The following is a 16,072-nucleotide window of genomic DNA, read 5'->3' on the forward strand; positions in this document are numbered from 1 at the left end:
TGCTGCTGGCAGACAGGGCACTTAGGTGACAGAGGCAACGATTCCGGAGCGTGCGACAGGCGCATCGGAGCGTGGTGGGAGCCTGCGGCGGCAACCGATTTCGGATGCCGACGCGGCAACTTCCGGCCAAGTTCCCGAACCTGCCAATAAATAGTTTGCGGCCTTCGCGGACGACAGCGTACTGTTCTTTCTGCGGTCGAAGGCTGGCCGAAAACTTCAAACAACCATAGCGATCGAGCCAACAGCCCGCTTCGCCACAACGAGAGGAGGTGCCCAGTGATCACCATCAACGCCATCAAGAAGCCGTTCAGCGACGTCTTCGCGCTGCCGTGCGCGCCGATCCAGGGTGCCTCGCCGCGACCGCACGTCGCGACCGTTGTGTCCATGGCGCCCAGTGCCGTCCTGTCTCAGGGCGGAGCTGTCGCTGATGTGAAGTACGGCGGTTCGGGTTCTCGAGCATGGAGTCCACCGGTCTGACGCAAGTCAGACCCGGCACCTCCAGGCCGCGGGAACCCACCAAAGGGTCCCGCGGCCCTTTTGTTTGTCCCCCACAGTTTGGCGGCCAGCACCCGCTGACCGTTCAAAGACAGCAAGAGATCAGCACCAAGTCACTGGGAGGTGACCGGAATGAGCGTTAGCTTCCTCGATGTTTTCGCCGAGGTTGCAACGTCGCAGGACCTGCCCTGTCGGTCCTACGCGCCAGAACTCTTCTTCGCCGAATCGCCGGCGGATGTCGAGTACGCGAAGTCGCTGTGTTCCACCTGCCCCCTCCAGGCCGAGTGCCTGGCCGGCGCCCTCGAGCGCTCGGAGCCCTGGGGTGTCTGGGGCGGCCAGCTCTTCGTCCAGGGAGCGGTGGTCGCGCGCAAGCGGCCTCGTGGACGTCCCCGCAAGAACGACTCCATGACCGCAGCCTGACTCCAGATCCGAATCGAGACCACGAACCATGTCGACCCAGACTTTTCGCAGGAGAACTGAAATGCATTTACTTCACGAAGATCTCGCCCGTGCTCATCAACAGTCGTTCCTGAACGACGCGGAGCAGAACCGGCGCTTCCGTCTCGCTCACCAGATCGAGCGAGCACAGAAGCAAGCCGCCCGGGCCAGCCGCCGAGCGGAGCGAGCCAGCGCGCGTGCGCGGATCGCCCTCGCTCGCCTGGTGTGAACACCAACAACACCTTCGCCCACCCGGCCGGTCCGTCAGGAGGACCGGCCAGGTAGGCGCCACAGCCTGACCAGCTGAAACCAGGGGCGGCACCCAACCAGGCGCCGCCCCTCACCATTCCCCCGCCCCCGCCCCCGCCCCCGCCCCCGCCCGCTCCCGCGCTCCCGCTCCCGCTCCCGCGCTCTCGCGCCCGCGCTCTCGCGCCCCGCGCTCTCGCGCCCCGCGCTCCCGCGCCCTCGCTCTCGCGCTCTCGCGTCCCGCTCCCCGCTCGTCGCGTTTGCTGGGCTGACCCAGCAACTTGTGGGTGGGCAAGCCGCTGGCGATTGGCCCACCCACCTGATCGTGGGCCGGCTAGGCAAAGGGGCTGGGTCGGCTAGGGAAAGCGGGTGGGACGGGTGGTGGGTCAGCTAGGGGGATGGGGGTGGTTGAGGAGGGCCTGTTGGAGGCCGACGAGGGTGATGGCGGAGACGATCTCGCGGCGTGCGATCAGGGCTGGTACGTCGGCGAGTGGGATCCACTCGATGCGGTCGGACTCGTTGCGTTCGGTCGGGTCGCCGATCCGGGTGGCGCTTGTCGCGCGGAAGACGTGGTGGACGGCGTCCATGATTCCGGCGCCCGGCTGGGAGCGGATCAGCTCGGTCAGCGGCCCAGGCCGCCAGCCGGTCTCCTCCTCGACCTCGCGGGCGGCCGCGGCGATCGGCGCCTCGCCGGCCTCGACGATGCCCATCGGCAGCTCCCAGGCCCAGGTGTCGGTGAGGAAGCGGTGCCGCCAGAGCAGCAGCACCTGGTCGTCGGCGTTCGTCACGACCGCGGCGGCGACGTCGCTGAGCCGGACGGCGTCGTACGGGACCCGCTCGCCGTCCGGCTGCTCGACGTCCAGCCGCCGGACGCTCAGCCAGGGGCTCGACCAGAGTTCATGTTCCGCGTGGATTCGCCAGCGCACGGGGTGCAGACTACTGCCATGGCAAGAGCTACCTGTGCGCTGTGCGGCCGGCAGGCCGACACCGAGGACACCCCGCTGACCTGGGCCACCTCCGTCGAGGGCGGCCGCAAGCTGCTGTACTGCGACTCCTGCGCGCGCGAGAACGTCCGCGGTATCGAGGGCAAGCTGGACGCCGTCTACTGGTGACCCCTCAGTCGGTGAAGCCGGGGAGCAGCTCCTCCAGGACGCCGCGGAACGGCGCCTCCGCCTCGAGCTGCGAGAGCACCGCCATCCCGCCGATCCAGACCCGATGGATCAGCACGTACGACGGCGGCAGGTTGAGCTTGAACGCGAGGGTCGCGTTCGGTGAGCGGAAGTCGCTGGTCCGGTTCGCCTGGGCGCGCATCCACTCCCGGCTGAACTGGAAGCTCTCCTCCCGGGCCGGCTCCGCGAACGGCGCCAGGTAGTCCATCAGCTGCTCGGGGTCGATCTCCATCCGGGGCTTGATGAATCCCTCCTCGACCAGGCCGTCCCGGACCGAGACCGCATCGCCGCTCAGCGAGATCCGCAGCAGCCGCCCGATCGCCGGCGGCAGCCCGTCGGGGAGCCGGGCGCAGAGGCCGAAGTCGACGACGCCGAGGCGGCCGTCCGGCATCACGCGGAAGTTCCCCGGATGCGGGTCGGAGTGCAGCAGCCCGGCGTACTTCGGGCCGCTGAACAGGAACCGCGCGTACTTCAGGCCGATCGCGTTCCGCTCCTCGCGGGTGCCCTCGGCGATGTACGACGACAGCGGGCGGCCCTCGATCCACTCCGAGACGATGACCGTCGGGGAGTGCTTGATGACGCGCGGGACGACGAACTCCGGGTGGTCCTTGAAGGCGTCGGCGTACTGCTGCTGGGCCTGGGACTCGCGGTCGTAGTCGAGCTCCTCGCCGATCCGCTCCTGGAGCTCGGCGATCAGCGGCTTCATGTCCATCCCGGGGACGAGCGCGCCGAAGGAGCGGGCGAACCGGCCGAGCTGGCGCAGGTCCGCGCGCAGGGCCTCGGCGGCGCCCGGGTACTGCAGTTTGACCGCGACCTCGCGGCCGTCCTTCAGGATGCCGCGGTGCACCTGGCCGATCGACGCGGCCGCGGCCGGTTTGTCGCTGAACTCGGTGAACCGGTCCCGCCAGCGTTTGCCGAGCTCCCGGGACAGGATCGTGTCCACGGTCGCGATCGGCATCGGGGGCGCGGAGTCCTGCAGTTTGGTCAGTGTGGCCCGGTACGGCGCCGCGAGCTCCTCGGGCATCGCCGCTTCCATCAGGCTCAGCATCTGCCCGAACTTCATCGCGCCGCCCTTGAGCTCGCCCAGGACGGCGAACAGCTGCTCGGCCGTCCGGCGCTGGAACTCGGCGAGCACGGCCTCGGCGGGCGCGCCGCCGATCCGCTTGCCCAGGCCGACCGTCGCCCGGCCGGCGGCGCCCAGGGGCAGGCTGGCGAGTTTCGCGGTCCGGCTCAGCGCCTTGCGGGGGAGATCCGACACGTTCCCATTCTGTCGGGTGACCCAAGCCGGGGCTGCGCCGGGGGCCCGATTGCGGTCCGGAATACCGTCGGGGCGGTGACGGACCGTGTTCGATCCGTCACCGCCCCGCGGTGTGGTGCGTCAGGCCTTGCCGAGGATCCGGTTCAGGTTCGTACCGCACTCGGGGCACTTGGCCTTCGCCATGCGCGTGCCCTTGTCGTTGACCTTGACCTCGCCGTCGGCGGTGCGCTTGGCCTTGCACTTGACGCAGTAGAACTCGCCGCTCCAGGTCTCTGCCATGAGGGCCCTCTCCTTGCTCTGAAATCAGCCCGGGGTTGTCACCGGACCAGTCGTGGATGCTAACGGCAGACCGTCCTGCCGTAGGCCGTTCGGCCCAATCGGGATTCACCCTACGGCCTTCTGAGCCGTGCTCAAGTCCATCGACTCGCTCGGCCCCGCCTGGGAAAACCCTTACCGTCGATCGGGCCGGCACGGAACAGGCTCCCGGTGATCCGCCGCCGGAACCACTCGGCTTCCCCTCCGAGTGGCTCCGATCGCGGTCCGGGAGCCTGTTGACGTCGACGCTAGAAGGCGCCGCCGTCCGAGGCAAGGGGCGGTTGTCCACCCCTGTGGATAACTCTGTGCGCAACCTGTGGGCCGCGCCGCCCGGCGCTGTGGACCGGCGGGGGAACACGGTGTGAACAACCGTCGGCGCCGGAGTCGCGATCTGGCGTCTGACCTGCGAAAACGTCTGTGCACAGGATGTGGACCCAAGAAAGTTGTCGGATTCGGGAGGTAGTTTTTCCCTCATGGCCGATTCCCCGCCGCGCCCGATCCCGCCGTACGTCGACATCCGCCGCAGCAAGCGGCGCAAGCGGACCGTGAGCGCCTACCGGGACGGCGAGCGGGTGATCGTGCTGATGCCCGATCGGCTCTCCGCGGCCGAGGAGGCGCGCTGGGTGGAGACCATGTTGGCGCGGCTGGACAAGCAGCGCAGCAGATCCCGCGTGTCGGACGAAAAATTGTTGGCCAGAGCACACGAACTCGCGTGTCGTCACCTCCCCGAAGTGCCCGAACCTGCGTCCGTGAGGTGGGTTTCGAACCAAAACAGACGGTGGGGTTCCTGTACTCCGGCGGACCGGTCGATCCGGTTGTCGGCCCGGTTGCAGTCGATGCCGGCCTGGGTCGTGGACTACGTGCTGGTCCACGAGTTGGCCCATCTGATCGAACCGGCCCACAACGCCGCCTTCTGGGCGCTGGTGCATCGCTACCCCAAGGCCGAGCGGGCCGAGGGCTACCTCGAGGGTGTCTCGGCCGCCTCCTCGCTGGACCTCGAGGAGTTCTGACCGGACGCGGTCGTTCGATTACTCATCGTGACGATCGGGGGTTGGGGTAGGGCTACCCCCAGGGTCGCGTCGGGTGCTTCCTCCATGGTTCCGGCGGTCGCCGCGCGGGAGGCTTTTGAGCCGTAGCCAGCGCCACGCCAGGTGCGCTGGGTGGGGCGTCGAAGCGGCGCAGAGGGGCAGGGCGGGTATGTCCAAGGGACAGATCACGGTACGCGCGGCGCGCTGGAGCGCCACGCACCCGTGGCGGGCGATCGGGATGTGGGTGGTCCTCGTGGTCGCCTGTTTCGCGATCGGCGCGGCGACCGGTACGAAGAAGTCGGACAGCAACGGCGACATCGGCGAGGTGACCCGCTCCGAGCAGATCGTCAAGGACGGGCAGTTCGCCGATCCGGATGTGGAGAGCGTGCTGATCACGGCGCCGTCCGGGCAGCTCGACCAGACCAAGGCCGGCCAGGCGGCTGCGACGGTGAGCGAGCGGATGCGCGCCCTCGGTGGGGTCGCGGACGTCGCGCAGCCGATGCCGTCGCCGAACAAGGACGCGCTGATCGTCCGCGTGACGCTGAAGGAGGGCGGCGGCGAGGACAAGGAGCGGGTGCAGCCGCTGCTGGATGCGACCGCCGACGTCCAGAAGCAGTACCCGGATCTCCGCATCGAGGAGGTCGGCGGGCTGTCCATCGGGCAGGCGCTGCAGGAGACCCTCGGCGAGGACTTCAAGCGCGCGGAGATGTTCAGCCTGCCGATCACGCTGGCGATCCTGCTGATCGCGTTCGGCGCGCTGATCGCCGCGGCGGTGCCGCTGCTGCTCGCGCTGTCGGCCGTCGCCGCCGCGATCGGGCTCTCGGCCGCGGCCTCGCAGTTGGTCCCCGCGGTGGACGCCGTGAACAGCGTCATCCTGCTGATCGGGATGGCGGTCGGCGTCGACTACTCGCTGTTCTACCTGCGCCGCGAGCGTGAGGAGCGGGCCAAGGGCCGCGGCCACGTCGACGCCGTCGAGATCGCCGCGGCGACCTCGGGGCACGCGGTCGTCGTCTCCGGTACGGCGGTGATCATTTCGATGGCCGGGCTGTTCCTCGCCCGGGACACCGTGTTCTCGTCGTTCGCGGTCGGCTCGATCCTGGTCGTCGCGGTTGCCGTCATCGGCTCGCTGACCGTGCTGCCCGCCGTCCTGGCGAAGCTCGGCCGCTGGGTCGACAAGCCGCGGATCCCGCTGGTCTGGCGGCTGACCGCCGGCAAGTCGGAGCCGAAGTTCTGGCCGACCGTGCTGAAGCCCGCGCTGAAGCACCCGATCGCCACGCTGCTGGTCGCCGTCGTCGCGCTGCTCGCCGTCGCGTCGCCGGCGCTGGGAATGACGCTCAAGTTCCCCGGCACCGAGGACCTGCCGCGGACGACGCCCGTCATGCAGGCCTACGACCGGCTGACCGCGGCCTTCCCGAGCACGGGAACGAGCCACCAGATCGCCGTCAAGGCCCCGGCCGGCCAGGCGCCCGCGGTCAAGGCCGCGCTCGCCGAGCTGGTACAGCGCACCAAGAGCGACAAGCTGTTCGCCCAGGACGGTCTGCAGGAGCCGCGCGTCTCCAAGGACGGCACGGTCGCCACCCTCGAGGTCGCGACGCCGTTCGACGGCGGGAGCGACGAAGCGCGCGGCTCACTCACCAAACTGCGCACCGAGCTGATGCCGCAGACCGTCGGCAAGGTGACCGGCGTCGAGTACGCCGTCGGCGGCTTCGTCGCCGCGGACGTCGACTACGCCGCCCACACCAAGTCGAAACTGCCGCTGGTGATCGGCTTCGTCCTGCTGCTGACGATGATCGTGATGATGGTGACCTTCCGCTCGGTCGTCGTCGCCCTCACCGCCATCGGCCTCAACCTGCTCAGCGCGGGCGCGGCGTACGGCGTCGTCACCGCGGTCTTCCAGAACACCTGGGCCGAAGGCATCCTCGACTTCCGCTCGAACGGCGCCGTCGTCTCCTGGCTCCCGCTGTTCCTCTTCGTCGTCCTCTTCGGCCTCTCGATGGACTACCACGTCTTCGTCGTCAGCCGGATCCGCGAAGCGGTCCTCCGCGGCGTCCCCACCAAACAGGCCGTCGCCGAAGGCATCACCGGCTCCGCCGGCGTCGTCACCAGCGCCGCCGCCGTCATGATCGGCGTCTTTGCGGTCTTCGCCACCCTCAGCACGCTCGACATGAAACAGCTCGGCGTCGGCCTCGCCGTCGCCATCCTCATCGACGCCACCATCATCCGCGCCGTGGTCCTCCCCAGCGCGATGATCCTCCTCGGCGACGCCAACTGGTGGGCCCCGCGCTGGCTCCGCCCCCGCCCCGCCAAACACGCCGCCACCCCCACCCCGGACCCCGACCGCGAACTGACCCCAGTCGGCTGACGGAGTTGTCGCGCGGGCAGATCACTCGACCTGAGTGATCTGCCCGCGCTGGCCGGTGGCGGCCGGATCGCTGAGCTCGATGCGCAGCAGTTCGGCTTCCGGCTGGCCGAGCTGGGTGTAGAGCGCGATCGCACGCTGGTAGTGCTGATGCGCCCGAGCCGAGAGACCAAGGGCGCGGTGGGCCGCGCCAAGACCGGCCTGAGCGCGAGCTTGCTGGTAGGGATCCCCGATCGTGACAGCGATCAGATTGGCCGCGCTGTGCTGATCGATCGCCGAGGTCGTCCGGCCGGCGGCTCGCTCGGTGGCTGCGAGGCCGTTGAGGACCGACGCCTCGCCGGCCTGTTCACCGGTTTCGCAGCAAATCGCCAAGGCTTCCCGGTAGAGCTTGGCGGCCGCATCGAGTTCGCCGAGCTGGTGCGAGATTTCGCCGAGGTTGTCCAGCGTCGTCGCCTCATCGCTGCAGTCGCCGGTCTGCCGGTAGAGGACCAGAGCCCGCTGGTGATGCCCGACGGCTGCCTTGTAGCGGCCCAACCGGACGTTGGCGATGCCCAGGTTGTGCAGTGCATGTGCCTGACCGGCGCTGTTCCCGTCCCGGTAGTACAAGCGCAGCGCGTGCTGCAGATGCTCTGCCGCCGACTTGTACATACCGAGCTGTGAATGCGTCGCACCCAGGCTGGTCAGAGCCAGCGCCTGCTGGTCCAGCTCCCCGCTTTGTACGGCGGCGTCGTACGCATGGGTGTGCCCCGGCCAGCCGTGGTCAGCTGCATGCGTCGCCGCGGCCACCAGGTTGAGCCGTTCGGTGTCCAGCCAGCTGCGGGCTGCGGCGGAGTCGTGGACGGAAGGGCTCGGACCGACCGGCGGACCGATGCGGGGCCGGTTCTCCGCTTCGGCGGGATGCAGGGTGTCCATCGCCGCTGCAGCGACGGCCAGGTAGTGATCCAGCAGCCGGGCGAGCGCCGTACGCCGATCGGTAGGACGTTCTTCCTCGGTAGCGCGAATTCCCGCGTACGCGCGGACCAGGTCATGGAAGGTGTAGAGACCGGGTGCCGTCAGCTCGAGCATGTGATCGCCGTGCAGTTGGCGGACGGCGGTCTCGGTCGGTTCCAGGTCGGTGCCGCACATCGCGGCGGCCGCGCAGGCGTCGAAGTCCTCACCGGGGTGCTGGGCGAGGAGCCGCAGGAGCCGTTGCCGATCGGCGGGCAGTTGCTGGTAGGAGACATCGAGTGCGAGTTCGACACCGCTGTCGAGGCGGTCGGCGCGACAGCGTTCGTCGAGGCGTTCGGCATGGTCGGTCAGTGTCCAGCCGGAGCTGGCGCGGATCGCCCCGGCCACCAGACCGAGAGCGAGCGGAAGGAAACCGCAGCGTGCGGCGATCCGGTCTGCCGCGCGTGGATCGGTTCCGGCCGGGATGTCGCCCAGAGCCTGGATGAGGAAGGCGCGGGCCTCATCGGGCCGGAACACGTCCACGGCCAGATGGGTCGAGCCCTGCAGTCCGGCCATGCCCTCGATCGCCGTGATGACCACGGGCGATCCCGATCGTCGTCCGGACTCGACCGCGTCCCGCAGCTGCTCCCATTCGGCCGTGCGCCCGGTGAACTCCGCCAACTGCTCGGGCAGCTCACCCAACACCTGCACCTGAGCCGCGGCCTGGGTCTCGCCGGAGATGACCCGGAACACCTGGCGCCAATGGGCCACGTACGCCGGATCGTCGTGCATCGCCCCCACGATGGCCAGCGTCAGTTCGGTGTTCAGGCGCCGACGTCCGGATCGGAAACAATCGGCAACCGTCGTCCGCCGCGCCAGCTCGGACGCCGGCCGGCCCGCCGCGCGCCACGCCTGGTTGATCCGCTGCGTGATCACCTCGTACGACGGAGCGCCGGCCCAAACCTTCAACGCCCGCAACACCTCGACGAGCTCCTCGACCGTGCTGCTCCGCCCCGGATCAGGCGGCCCCGCCGACGCCGCAACAGAGCTCCTCGCCATCGCTGCCGCAACCTTTCGACGCCCCCCAGCCGAGCAGACCACTCTAGATTCCGCCACCCACCCTGACCACCCCGATTTCGACCTCCGTCAGCTCAGGTTGTAGTGCATGTCGTAGTTGGGGATGAGAACGCCGCGGATCTGGTTGGCCGGGTTCTCGCGGGTGACGGTGAAGCCGAGGGCTTCGAAGGCCGGGCGGGCGGTACGGCTGGCGTGCGTCACGAGGTGGGTGAGGCCGTGGGCGGCGGCTTCGTGCTGGATCTTCTCGACGAGGAGCCGGGCGATGCCGTGGCCGCCATGGCCGGGGTGGACGAAGAGCATGTCGAGGACGCCGTCGGCGGTGAAGTCGCTGAAGCCGGCGACCTCGTCGTTCACGCAGGCCACCCAGGTGTTGGCCGCCGCCCGGCGGGCCGCCCACTCCTCGGCGTCCACCTCGTCCGGCGCCCAGGCGCGGACTTGTTCTTCGGTGTAGTCGCGAGCTGCAGTACGCCGAACCGCCGCGTAGTAGACCTGCCAGGTCGGAACGGCGTCGGCCGGTGTGTACGGGCGCAGTGTGATCGGCATGGTTCCCGACCTTAGGCAGCGATCAGGTCGATTGGCGGGCTCGGTGGGTGGCGGCTTTGACTCGGCTTTGGCATTGGGGGGAGTGGAAGCGGCGCTGGGCGTTCTTGGAGGTGTCGACGAAGACCCGGTCGCAGGCGGGGGCGGCGCAGACGCCTAGGCGGCCGGCGAGGTTGCTGCCGACGGCGAGGGCGAGGCCGGCGGCGCAGCCGGCGGCCCAGCCGTTGACGAGGGTGTCGTCGGGGCCGTGGAAGTGCAGGCTCCAGCCGTCGGCGCGGCGGTCGAGTTGGGGGCGGGCGTTGGTGTCGAGGAGAAGGGCGTTGATCTCGGCGGCGGCGCGGTCGAGCTCACCGGCCTGGGCGGATTCGAAGACGATCCGCATCCGCGCCGCGAGGGTCGCGAGTCGCCGCGCGTCCTTCGGCTGGACGGCGGGCTGCGGGTAGCCGATCGCGGCCAGCGCGTCGGCCACGGCCTGCGCCTCGTCGGTCGGCATCGGGTAGGGCGTGCCCCCGGCGTACCCGGGGGTCAGCCGGTTCACGTACTCGACCGAGGCGGCCAGCACACTCCGTGCATGACTATCAAAAGACACTTGACCAGTCATGCGACTCCTTCGTACGCTCGAACCTGCGTGACTGATCATATCGGTTTAGCCAGTCATGGAGGTGCTGATGTCCCGGACAGTCTGGATCCTCGCCGTGGCCCGTGCGGTGAACCGGGTCGGCGCGTTCTCACTGTCGTTCCTGGCGATCGTGCTGACCGTCGAGTTCGGCGCCTCGCTGACCACCACCGGCCTGGTCGTCGCCCTCTTCGGCCTGGCGACGATCCCCTCCCGGCTGCTCGGCGGTCAGCTGGCCGACCGGCTCGGCCGCCGCCGGACGATTGTCCTCGGGCTGGTCGGCTGTGCGGTTGCCCAGCTCTGGGTCGCGCTCAGTACGACGCTCTGGTCCGCGATCGCCGCCGCCGTCCTGCTCGGGCTGACCTTCGAGATCTTCGAGCCGCCCACCCAAGCCACGGTCGCCGACGCCGTCGAGCCGGCCGCGCGCCCGGCGGCGTACGGGTTGATCGGCGCCGCGATGGCCGTCGCCGGCGTCCTTGCCGGGCTGCTGGCCGCGGCCGTCAGCCATTGGGATCTGCGCTGGCTCTTCGTCGCCGATGCGCTGTCCTGTTTGGCCTGCGCGGTCCTGATCGTCTGTGCGCTCCCACCCGACGGACGCCGAAACGCCACCCAGCCCCGCGGAGCGGCCTGGCGCGACCGCCGCCTCCTGCTGCTTCTCGCCAGCGGCACCGCCTTCGCGACGCTCTACATGCAACTGGTGATCGGCGTCCCGCTGACGTTACTCGAACACGACCTCCCGCAGTCCGGCACGGGCATCATCCTGACCGTCTCGGCTGTCACGCTGATCGCCGGCCAGCGCCTGCTCGGCATCCGGCTCGACGACTTCCGCGCGATGGCGGTCGGCTATCTCCTGCTCACGATCGGCCTGGTGGTCTGTGCCTTCGCCCAGACCCTCGCCGTCTTCCTGCTCGCGACCGTGTTGTGGAGTCTCGGCGAGATGTTCCTGCTCACCCGCTACCTGACCCAGGCCGCCGGGCTCGCCCCGGACGGCGCCCGCGCTCGCTACCTCGCGATCTTCGGCCTCAGCTGGGGTGTCGCCACCACCGTCGCGCCGCTGATCGTGACCCGGCTGCTCGCGGCCGCCGGGCCCGAAGGACTCTGGCTGCTGAACGCCGCCGTCGCCCTCGCTCTCGCCGCCGCGCAACCCTGGTTCAGGACGCGACTGGCTCCAGCCTGACCGTCAGCCCCTTCGCGACCGGGGTGTTACTGCCCTTGGCCACATCGTCGGCCGCCATCAGCACGTTCGTCTCCGGGTAGTACGCCGCGACGCAGCCGCGCGCCGTCGGGTACGAGACGAGGCGGAACCCCGACGCCCGCCGCTCGACCCCGCGGAACTCGCTGACGATGTCGACGTACGCGCCGTCCGCCAGGCCGAGCTCGCGCAGGTCGTCGGGGTGCACGAAGACGACCTCGCGGGTGCCGTGGACGCCGCGGTAGCGGTCTTCGAGCCCGTAGATCGTGGTGTTGAACTGATCGTGGCTGCGCAGTGTCTGGAGCAGCAGCTTGCCCGGCGCCGTCGGCAACCAGCTCAGCTCGTTCGCGGTGAACTGGGCCTTCGAGTCCGACGTCCGGAACTCGCGTTTGTCCCGCGCGGCGTGCGCGAGCAGGAAGCCGCCCTCGTGGGCGCGGAGGCGCTCCTCGAAGTTCTCGTAGCCGTCCGCGACGCGGCCGATCCGCTGCCGGATCAGGCTGTAGTCGTCGGCGAAATCCGCCCACGGGATCTGGCCGACCCCGGGGACGACGGCCTGCGCGATCCCGGCCACGATCGCGATCTCGGATTTCAGCTCCGGCCCCGGGGGCGTCAGGTTTCCGGTGGAGAGGTGGACGGCGCCCTGCGAGTCCTCCACGGTGACCGACTGCGGGCCGTTCGGCGTGCGGTCGAAATCCGTCCGGCCGAGGGTGGGCAGGATCAGCGCCTCGCGCCCGGTGACGGTGTGCGAGCGGTTCAGCTTGGTCGAGACGTGCACGGTCAGATCGCAGGCCCGCAGCCCGCGGTGCACGACCTCGGTGTCCGGCGTCGCGGAGGCGAAGTTGCCGCCCATCGCGAAGAAGACGCGGACGGCGCCGTCGCGCAGCCGCAGCACCGTCTCGGCGGCGTCGATCCCGTGCTCCCGCGGGGAGGTGAAGGCGAACTCGCGATCCAGCCGGTCGAGGAAGGCCGCCGGCATCTTCTCCCAGATGCCCATACTGCGATCGCCCTGGACGTTGGAGTGGCCGCGGACCGGGCACGGGCCGGCGCCGGGCTTGCCGATATTGCCCTGCAGCAGCAGCACGTTGACGATCTCGCTGATCGTGGCGACGGCCTCGCGATGCTGGGTCAGGCCCATCGCCCAGCAGATCACGGTCGCCTTGGAGTCGATGAAGCGCTGGGTCAGCTCCTCGATCTCGGCTCGCCGCAGCCCGGTGGCCAGCTCGACGGCCGCCCAGTCCAGCTCGGTGTTGTGTTTGGCGTAGAGCTCGAAACCGCTGGTGTAGGTGTCGATGAAGCTCTTGTCGAGCACCGTGCCGGGGTTGGCCTGCTCGGCCTCGACCAACAAGTGGCCGATGGCAAGGAACAGCGCCTGGTCGCCGCCGATCCGGATCTGCAGGTGCTGATCGGCCAGCGCGGTGCCCTTGCCGATCCAGCCGCCGACCTTCTGCGGGTTCTTGAAGTTCATCAGGCCGGGCTCGGGCAACGGGTTCACCGAGACGATCTGGCCGCCCTTGCGTTTGGCGATCTCCAGGTGGCTGAGCATCCGCGGCGCGTTGGTGCCCGGGTTCTGCCCGACGACGACGATCAGCTCGGCCTGCTCGAGCATCTCCAGCGTCACGGCGCCCTTACCGCTGCCGATCACCCGGTTCAGCGCGGTGCCGGAGGACTCGTGGCACATGTTCGAGCAGTCGGGCAGGTTGTTCGTCCCGTAGGCGCGAACGAACAGCTGGTAGAGGAACGCGGCCTCGTTACTCGTTCGGCCGGAGGTGTAGAAGACGGCGTCGTTCGGATCGGGCAGCGCCTGCAGGTGCCGGGCGACGACCTGGAAGGCCTCCTCCCAGCCGATCGGCTCGTAGTGCGTGCCGCCGGCGCGGAGCAGCATCGGCTCGGTGATCCGGCCGAGTTTGCCCAGGTCGAACTCGGAGATCTCGTGGATCTGCGCGACCGGGTGCTCGGCGAAGAACTCCCGCGGGACGCGTTTACGGGTCGCCTCCCAGGCGACCGCCTTGGCGCCGTTCTCGCAGAACTCGGCCGCGTGTTTGCGTTTGTGGTCGGGATCGGGCCAGGCGCACGACGGGCAGTCGAAACCGCCGTCCTGGTTCATCTTCAAGAAGACCTTGCCGGTCCGGGCCGGGCCCATCTCTCGGAAGCCGAACTTGAACGACGAGAGCACCGCGGGCACCCCGGCGGCCTTCTTCTTCGGCTGCTCGATATCGACCATGGCTCCACGATAGTTCCATCTATCAATCAACGGGCGGCTGATAGCCGAAGTTGTGGACAAGTGGCGCGGGAAACCATGATCGGCGCCCGGGCTGTGTGCTCACAACCCATAGTGCGGAACGCGCGGGCTTCCTACAGTCGTCCGCCATGGAACCCCGTCGAGCCCTCGTCACCGGCGCCGCCTCCGGTATCGGCGCCGCCTGTGTCGAGCGACTCGTCAAGGACGGCTTTCACGTGCTGGCCGTCGACCGGGAGCCGGTGCCCGAGTCAGCCGGAGTGCAACCGCTGCTGGCCGACCTGTCCGAGCTGGATGCGTTGGGGGAGCTGCCGACCGACATCGACGTCCTGGTGAACAACGCCGGGGTTCAGACCGTCGCACCGGTGGAGGAGTTCCCGCCCGAGCGCTTCAGCTATCTGGTGCGGTTGATGCTGGAGGCACCGTTCCGGCTGATCCGGCAGAGCCTGCCGCACATGTACGCCACCGGCTGGGGGCGCGTGGTGAACATCAGCTCGGTGCACGGCTTGCGGGCGAGCCCGTTCAAGGCGGCGTACGTCGCTGCGAAGCACGGGCTCGAAGGACTCAGCAAAGTCGTCGCACTGGAGGGTGCGGCGCGCGGTGTGACCAGCAACTGTGTGACCCCGGCGTACGTCCGGACGCCGCTCGTCACCGCGCAACTGGCCGATCAGGCCACGGCACACGGGCTCAGCGAGTCAGAGGTGCTCAACAACGTCATGCTCGAACCAGTCGCAGTGAAACGACTGATCGAGCCGGCGGAGGTCGCGGAGCTGGTCGCACTGCTGTGTGGTCCGGCGTCCGCCTCCATCACGGGGAGTTCGTTCGTACTCGACGGCGGCTGGACCGCCCACTAGTGCTTGGAGCCGCCATGACAGCCACAGACCCGGTTCGCACCCGGCCGTCGATCGTCCGGATCGTCGGTGCGAGCCTCGTCGGTACGACGGTCGAGTGGTACGACTTCTTCCTGTACGGCGTCGCCGCGTCGGTCGTCTTCGGCGAGCTGTTCTTTCCGAAGGGTGAAGAGCTCACTGGGACGTTGCTGAGCTTCGCCACCTTCGCAGTGGGCTTCTTTGCCCGTCCGATCGGCGGAATGGTCTTCGGGCACTTCGGCGACCGCCTCGGTCGTAAGAAGCTGCTCGTGTTGTCACTGGTGATGATGGGGGTCGCCACCTTCGCCATCGGCTTGCTACCGACGTACGCACAGGTCGGTGCGCTCGCGCCGATCCTGCTGACGGTATTGCGACTCGTGCAGGGCTTTGCGCTCGGTGGTGAGTGGGGTGGCGCCGTACTGATCGTGTCGGAACACGGCGACCCGGCTCGACGTGGTTTCTGGGCGTCCTGGCCGCAGGCGGGTGCTCCTGCCGGGCAGCTGATCGCCAATGGTGTTCTGGCTGCTCTGGCCGCGTTCCAGTCGGATGCGGCGTTCAACTCATGGGGTTGGCGCATTCCGTTCCTGCTGTCCGCAGTACTGGTTCTGATTGGGCTGTGGGTGCGGCTGCGGATCGAGGAGTCGCCTGTCTTCGAGGAGGCGCGGGCGCGGCAGGAGCCGGCCGACCGGCTGCCGTTGGTAGAGGTGCTGACGAAGTACCCGCGGGAGATCCTGACTGCGATGGGCGCCCGGATGGCGGAGAACGTCAGCTACTACATCTTCACGATCGTGATTGCGACGTACGCGAAGGAGCATCTCGGTCTGGGCAAGTCGTTCGCCCTGAACGCGGTACTGATCGCCGCAGCGATCCACTTCTGCGTCATTCCGCTCTGGGGTGCGTTGTCGGACCGCATCGGCCGCAAGCCGGTCTATCTGATCGGAGCGGTCGGAGTCGGTGTCTGGGCCTTCCTCTTCGTGGCTCTGGTGGACACGAAGAACTTTGCGCTCGCAACGCTCGCAGTGACCGTCGGCCTGGTTCTGCACGGTGCTATGTACGGTCCGCAGGCAGCGTTCTTCACCGAGCTCTTCGGGACTCGGGTGCGGTACTCCGGCGTCTCAGTGGGCTATCAGCTCGCGTCGATCATCGCCGGCGGTCTGGCGCCGTTCATCGCCATCGCGCTGCTCAAGGCGTACGACTCCGGCTATGCGATCTCCGTGTACGTCGCAGTGTGCGCAGCCATCTCAGTACTAGCCGTGACTCTGTACTCCGAAACTCGCCGACGGGACCTGACTGCGCTGTAGGTGGCA

General features: G+C 68.9%; 15 protein-coding genes. 8 read left to right on the forward strand and 7 right to left on the reverse strand.

Going from position 1 to position 16,072, the window contains the following annotated elements:
* Positions 1–276: 276 nt before the first annotated feature.
* Complete coding sequence (locus HPO96_RS24130) at positions 277–477, forward strand: hypothetical protein (protein WP_202886437.1); 201 nt, start codon at positions 277–279, stop codon at positions 475–477.
* 150 nt (positions 478–627) lie between these two features.
* On the forward strand, positions 628–915 hold the full coding sequence (locus tag HPO96_RS24135) for a WhiB family transcriptional regulator (protein ID WP_171676262.1): 288 nt from the start codon (positions 628–630) through the stop codon (positions 913–915).
* 650 nt (positions 916–1,565) lie between these two features.
* Here HPO96_RS24135 and HPO96_RS24140 read toward each other — a convergent pair.
* Positions 1,566–2,105, reverse strand: coding sequence for an NUDIX domain-containing protein (locus HPO96_RS24140; RefSeq protein ID WP_171676264.1), 540 nt, complete (start codon positions 2,103–2,105; stop codon positions 1,566–1,568).
* An 18-nt stretch (positions 2,106–2,123) separates the two neighbouring features.
* Between HPO96_RS24140 and HPO96_RS24145 the strand changes: the two genes are divergently transcribed.
* Complete coding sequence (locus HPO96_RS24145) at positions 2,124–2,291, forward strand: hypothetical protein (RefSeq protein ID WP_171676266.1); 168 nt, start codon at positions 2,124–2,126, stop codon at positions 2,289–2,291.
* Between the two features lie 4 nt (positions 2,292–2,295).
* Here the strand turns inward: HPO96_RS24145 and HPO96_RS24150 are convergent, their stop codons facing one another.
* Together HPO96_RS24150 and HPO96_RS24155 are read right to left on the reverse strand one after the other, a co-directional pair.
* On the reverse strand, positions 2,296–3,606 hold the full coding sequence (locus tag HPO96_RS24150) for an AarF/UbiB family protein (protein WP_171676268.1): 1,311 nt from the start codon (positions 3,604–3,606) through the stop codon (positions 2,296–2,298).
* Between the two features lie 120 nt (positions 3,607–3,726).
* A complete protein-coding gene (locus HPO96_RS24155; protein ID WP_012922897.1) occupies positions 3,727–3,885 on the reverse strand; it encodes a DUF5679 domain-containing protein in 159 nt (52 codons plus the stop codon).
* Between the two features lie 509 nt (positions 3,886–4,394).
* Here HPO96_RS24155 and HPO96_RS24160 point away from each other — a divergent pair.
* Both HPO96_RS24160 and HPO96_RS24165 read left to right on the forward strand, forming a co-directional pair.
* Positions 4,395–4,931, forward strand: a complete 537-nt coding sequence (locus HPO96_RS24160; RefSeq protein ID WP_171676270.1) for a M48 family metallopeptidase — start codon at positions 4,395–4,397, stop codon at positions 4,929–4,931.
* Between the two features lie 187 nt (positions 4,932–5,118).
* Complete coding sequence (locus tag HPO96_RS24165; protein ID WP_171676271.1) at positions 5,119–7,311, forward strand: MMPL family transporter; 2,193 nt, start codon at positions 5,119–5,121, stop codon at positions 7,309–7,311.
* A 21-nt stretch (positions 7,312–7,332) separates the two neighbouring features.
* Here the strand turns inward: HPO96_RS24165 and HPO96_RS24170 are convergent, their stop codons facing one another.
* The 3 genes from HPO96_RS24170 to HPO96_RS24180 form a co-directional block, all read right to left on the reverse strand.
* Positions 7,333–9,294, reverse strand: a complete 1,962-nt coding sequence (locus HPO96_RS24170; protein WP_171676273.1) for a tetratricopeptide repeat protein — start codon at positions 9,292–9,294, stop codon at positions 7,333–7,335.
* Between the two features lie 87 nt (positions 9,295–9,381).
* Positions 9,382–9,855 (reverse strand): GNAT family N-acetyltransferase, encoded by a 474-nt coding sequence (locus tag HPO96_RS24175; RefSeq protein ID WP_171676275.1) that lies wholly within the window; start codon positions 9,853–9,855, stop codon positions 9,382–9,384.
* 22 nt (positions 9,856–9,877) lie between these two features.
* A complete protein-coding gene (locus tag HPO96_RS24180) occupies positions 9,878–10,441 on the reverse strand; it encodes a CGNR zinc finger domain-containing protein (protein ID WP_337796787.1) in 564 nt (187 codons plus the stop codon).
* Between the two features lie 79 nt (positions 10,442–10,520).
* Between HPO96_RS24180 and HPO96_RS24185 the strand changes: the two genes are divergently transcribed.
* Complete coding sequence (locus HPO96_RS24185; RefSeq protein WP_171676279.1) at positions 10,521–11,645, forward strand: MFS transporter; 1,125 nt, start codon at positions 10,521–10,523, stop codon at positions 11,643–11,645.
* Here the strand turns inward: HPO96_RS24185 and HPO96_RS24190 are convergent.
* Positions 11,620–13,881, reverse strand: a complete 2,262-nt coding sequence (locus HPO96_RS24190) for an FdhF/YdeP family oxidoreductase (protein WP_171676281.1) — start codon at positions 13,879–13,881, stop codon at positions 11,620–11,622. The two genes, HPO96_RS24185 and HPO96_RS24190, sit on opposite strands and share 26 nt — an antisense overlap.
* 146 nt (positions 13,882–14,027) lie before the next feature.
* On the opposite strand from HPO96_RS24190, the gene HPO96_RS24195 reads away from it, so the two are divergent.
* Positions 14,028–14,750 carry an SDR family NAD(P)-dependent oxidoreductase gene (locus tag HPO96_RS24195; protein ID WP_171676283.1) on the forward strand — a complete coding sequence of 241 codons (723 nt, stop codon included), beginning with the start codon at positions 14,028–14,030 and terminating at the stop codon, positions 14,748–14,750.
* Positions 14,751–14,764: 14 nt separating this feature from the next.
* A complete protein-coding gene (locus HPO96_RS24200) occupies positions 14,765–16,066 on the forward strand; it encodes an MFS transporter (RefSeq protein WP_171676285.1) in 1,302 nt (433 codons plus the stop codon).
* Positions 16,067–16,072: the final 6 nt, after the last annotated feature.

This window comes from Kribbella sandramycini, assembly GCF_013131805.1.
Lineage (GTDB): Bacteria > Actinomycetota > Actinomycetes > Propionibacteriales > Kribbellaceae > Kribbella > Kribbella sandramycini.

Excerpts from the sequence above, each read along its gene's own strand:
- HPO96_RS24170 (WP_171676273.1), bottom strand. The coding sequence starts at position 9,294 with ATGGCGAGGAGCTCTGTTGCGGCGTCGGCGGGGCCGCCTGATCCGGGG.
- HPO96_RS24160 (WP_171676270.1), top strand. The coding sequence starts at position 4,395 with ATGGCCGATTCCCCGCCGCGCCCGATCCCGCCGTACGTCGACATCCGC.
- HPO96_RS24175 (WP_171676275.1), bottom strand. The coding sequence starts at position 9,855 with ATGCCGATCACACTGCGCCCGTACACACCGGCCGACGCCGTTCCGACC.
- HPO96_RS24145 (WP_171676266.1), top strand. The coding sequence starts at position 2,124 with ATGGCAAGAGCTACCTGTGCGCTGTGCGGCCGGCAGGCCGACACCGAG.
- HPO96_RS24155 (WP_012922897.1), bottom strand. The coding sequence starts at position 3,885 with ATGGCAGAGACCTGGAGCGGCGAGTTCTACTGCGTCAAGTGCAAGGCC.
- HPO96_RS24190 (WP_171676281.1), bottom strand. The coding sequence starts at position 13,881 with ATGGTCGATATCGAGCAGCCGAAGAAGAAGGCCGCCGGGGTGCCCGCG.
- HPO96_RS24165 (WP_171676271.1), top strand. The coding sequence starts at position 5,119 with ATGTCCAAGGGACAGATCACGGTACGCGCGGCGCGCTGGAGCGCCACG.
- HPO96_RS24185 (WP_171676279.1), top strand. The coding sequence starts at position 10,521 with ATGTCCCGGACAGTCTGGATCCTCGCCGTGGCCCGTGCGGTGAACCGG.
- HPO96_RS24195 (WP_171676283.1), top strand. The coding sequence starts at position 14,028 with ATGGAACCCCGTCGAGCCCTCGTCACCGGCGCCGCCTCCGGTATCGGC.
- HPO96_RS24135 (WP_171676262.1), top strand. The coding sequence starts at position 628 with ATGAGCGTTAGCTTCCTCGATGTTTTCGCCGAGGTTGCAACGTCGCAG.
- HPO96_RS24200 (WP_171676285.1), top strand. The coding sequence starts at position 14,765 with ATGACAGCCACAGACCCGGTTCGCACCCGGCCGTCGATCGTCCGGATC.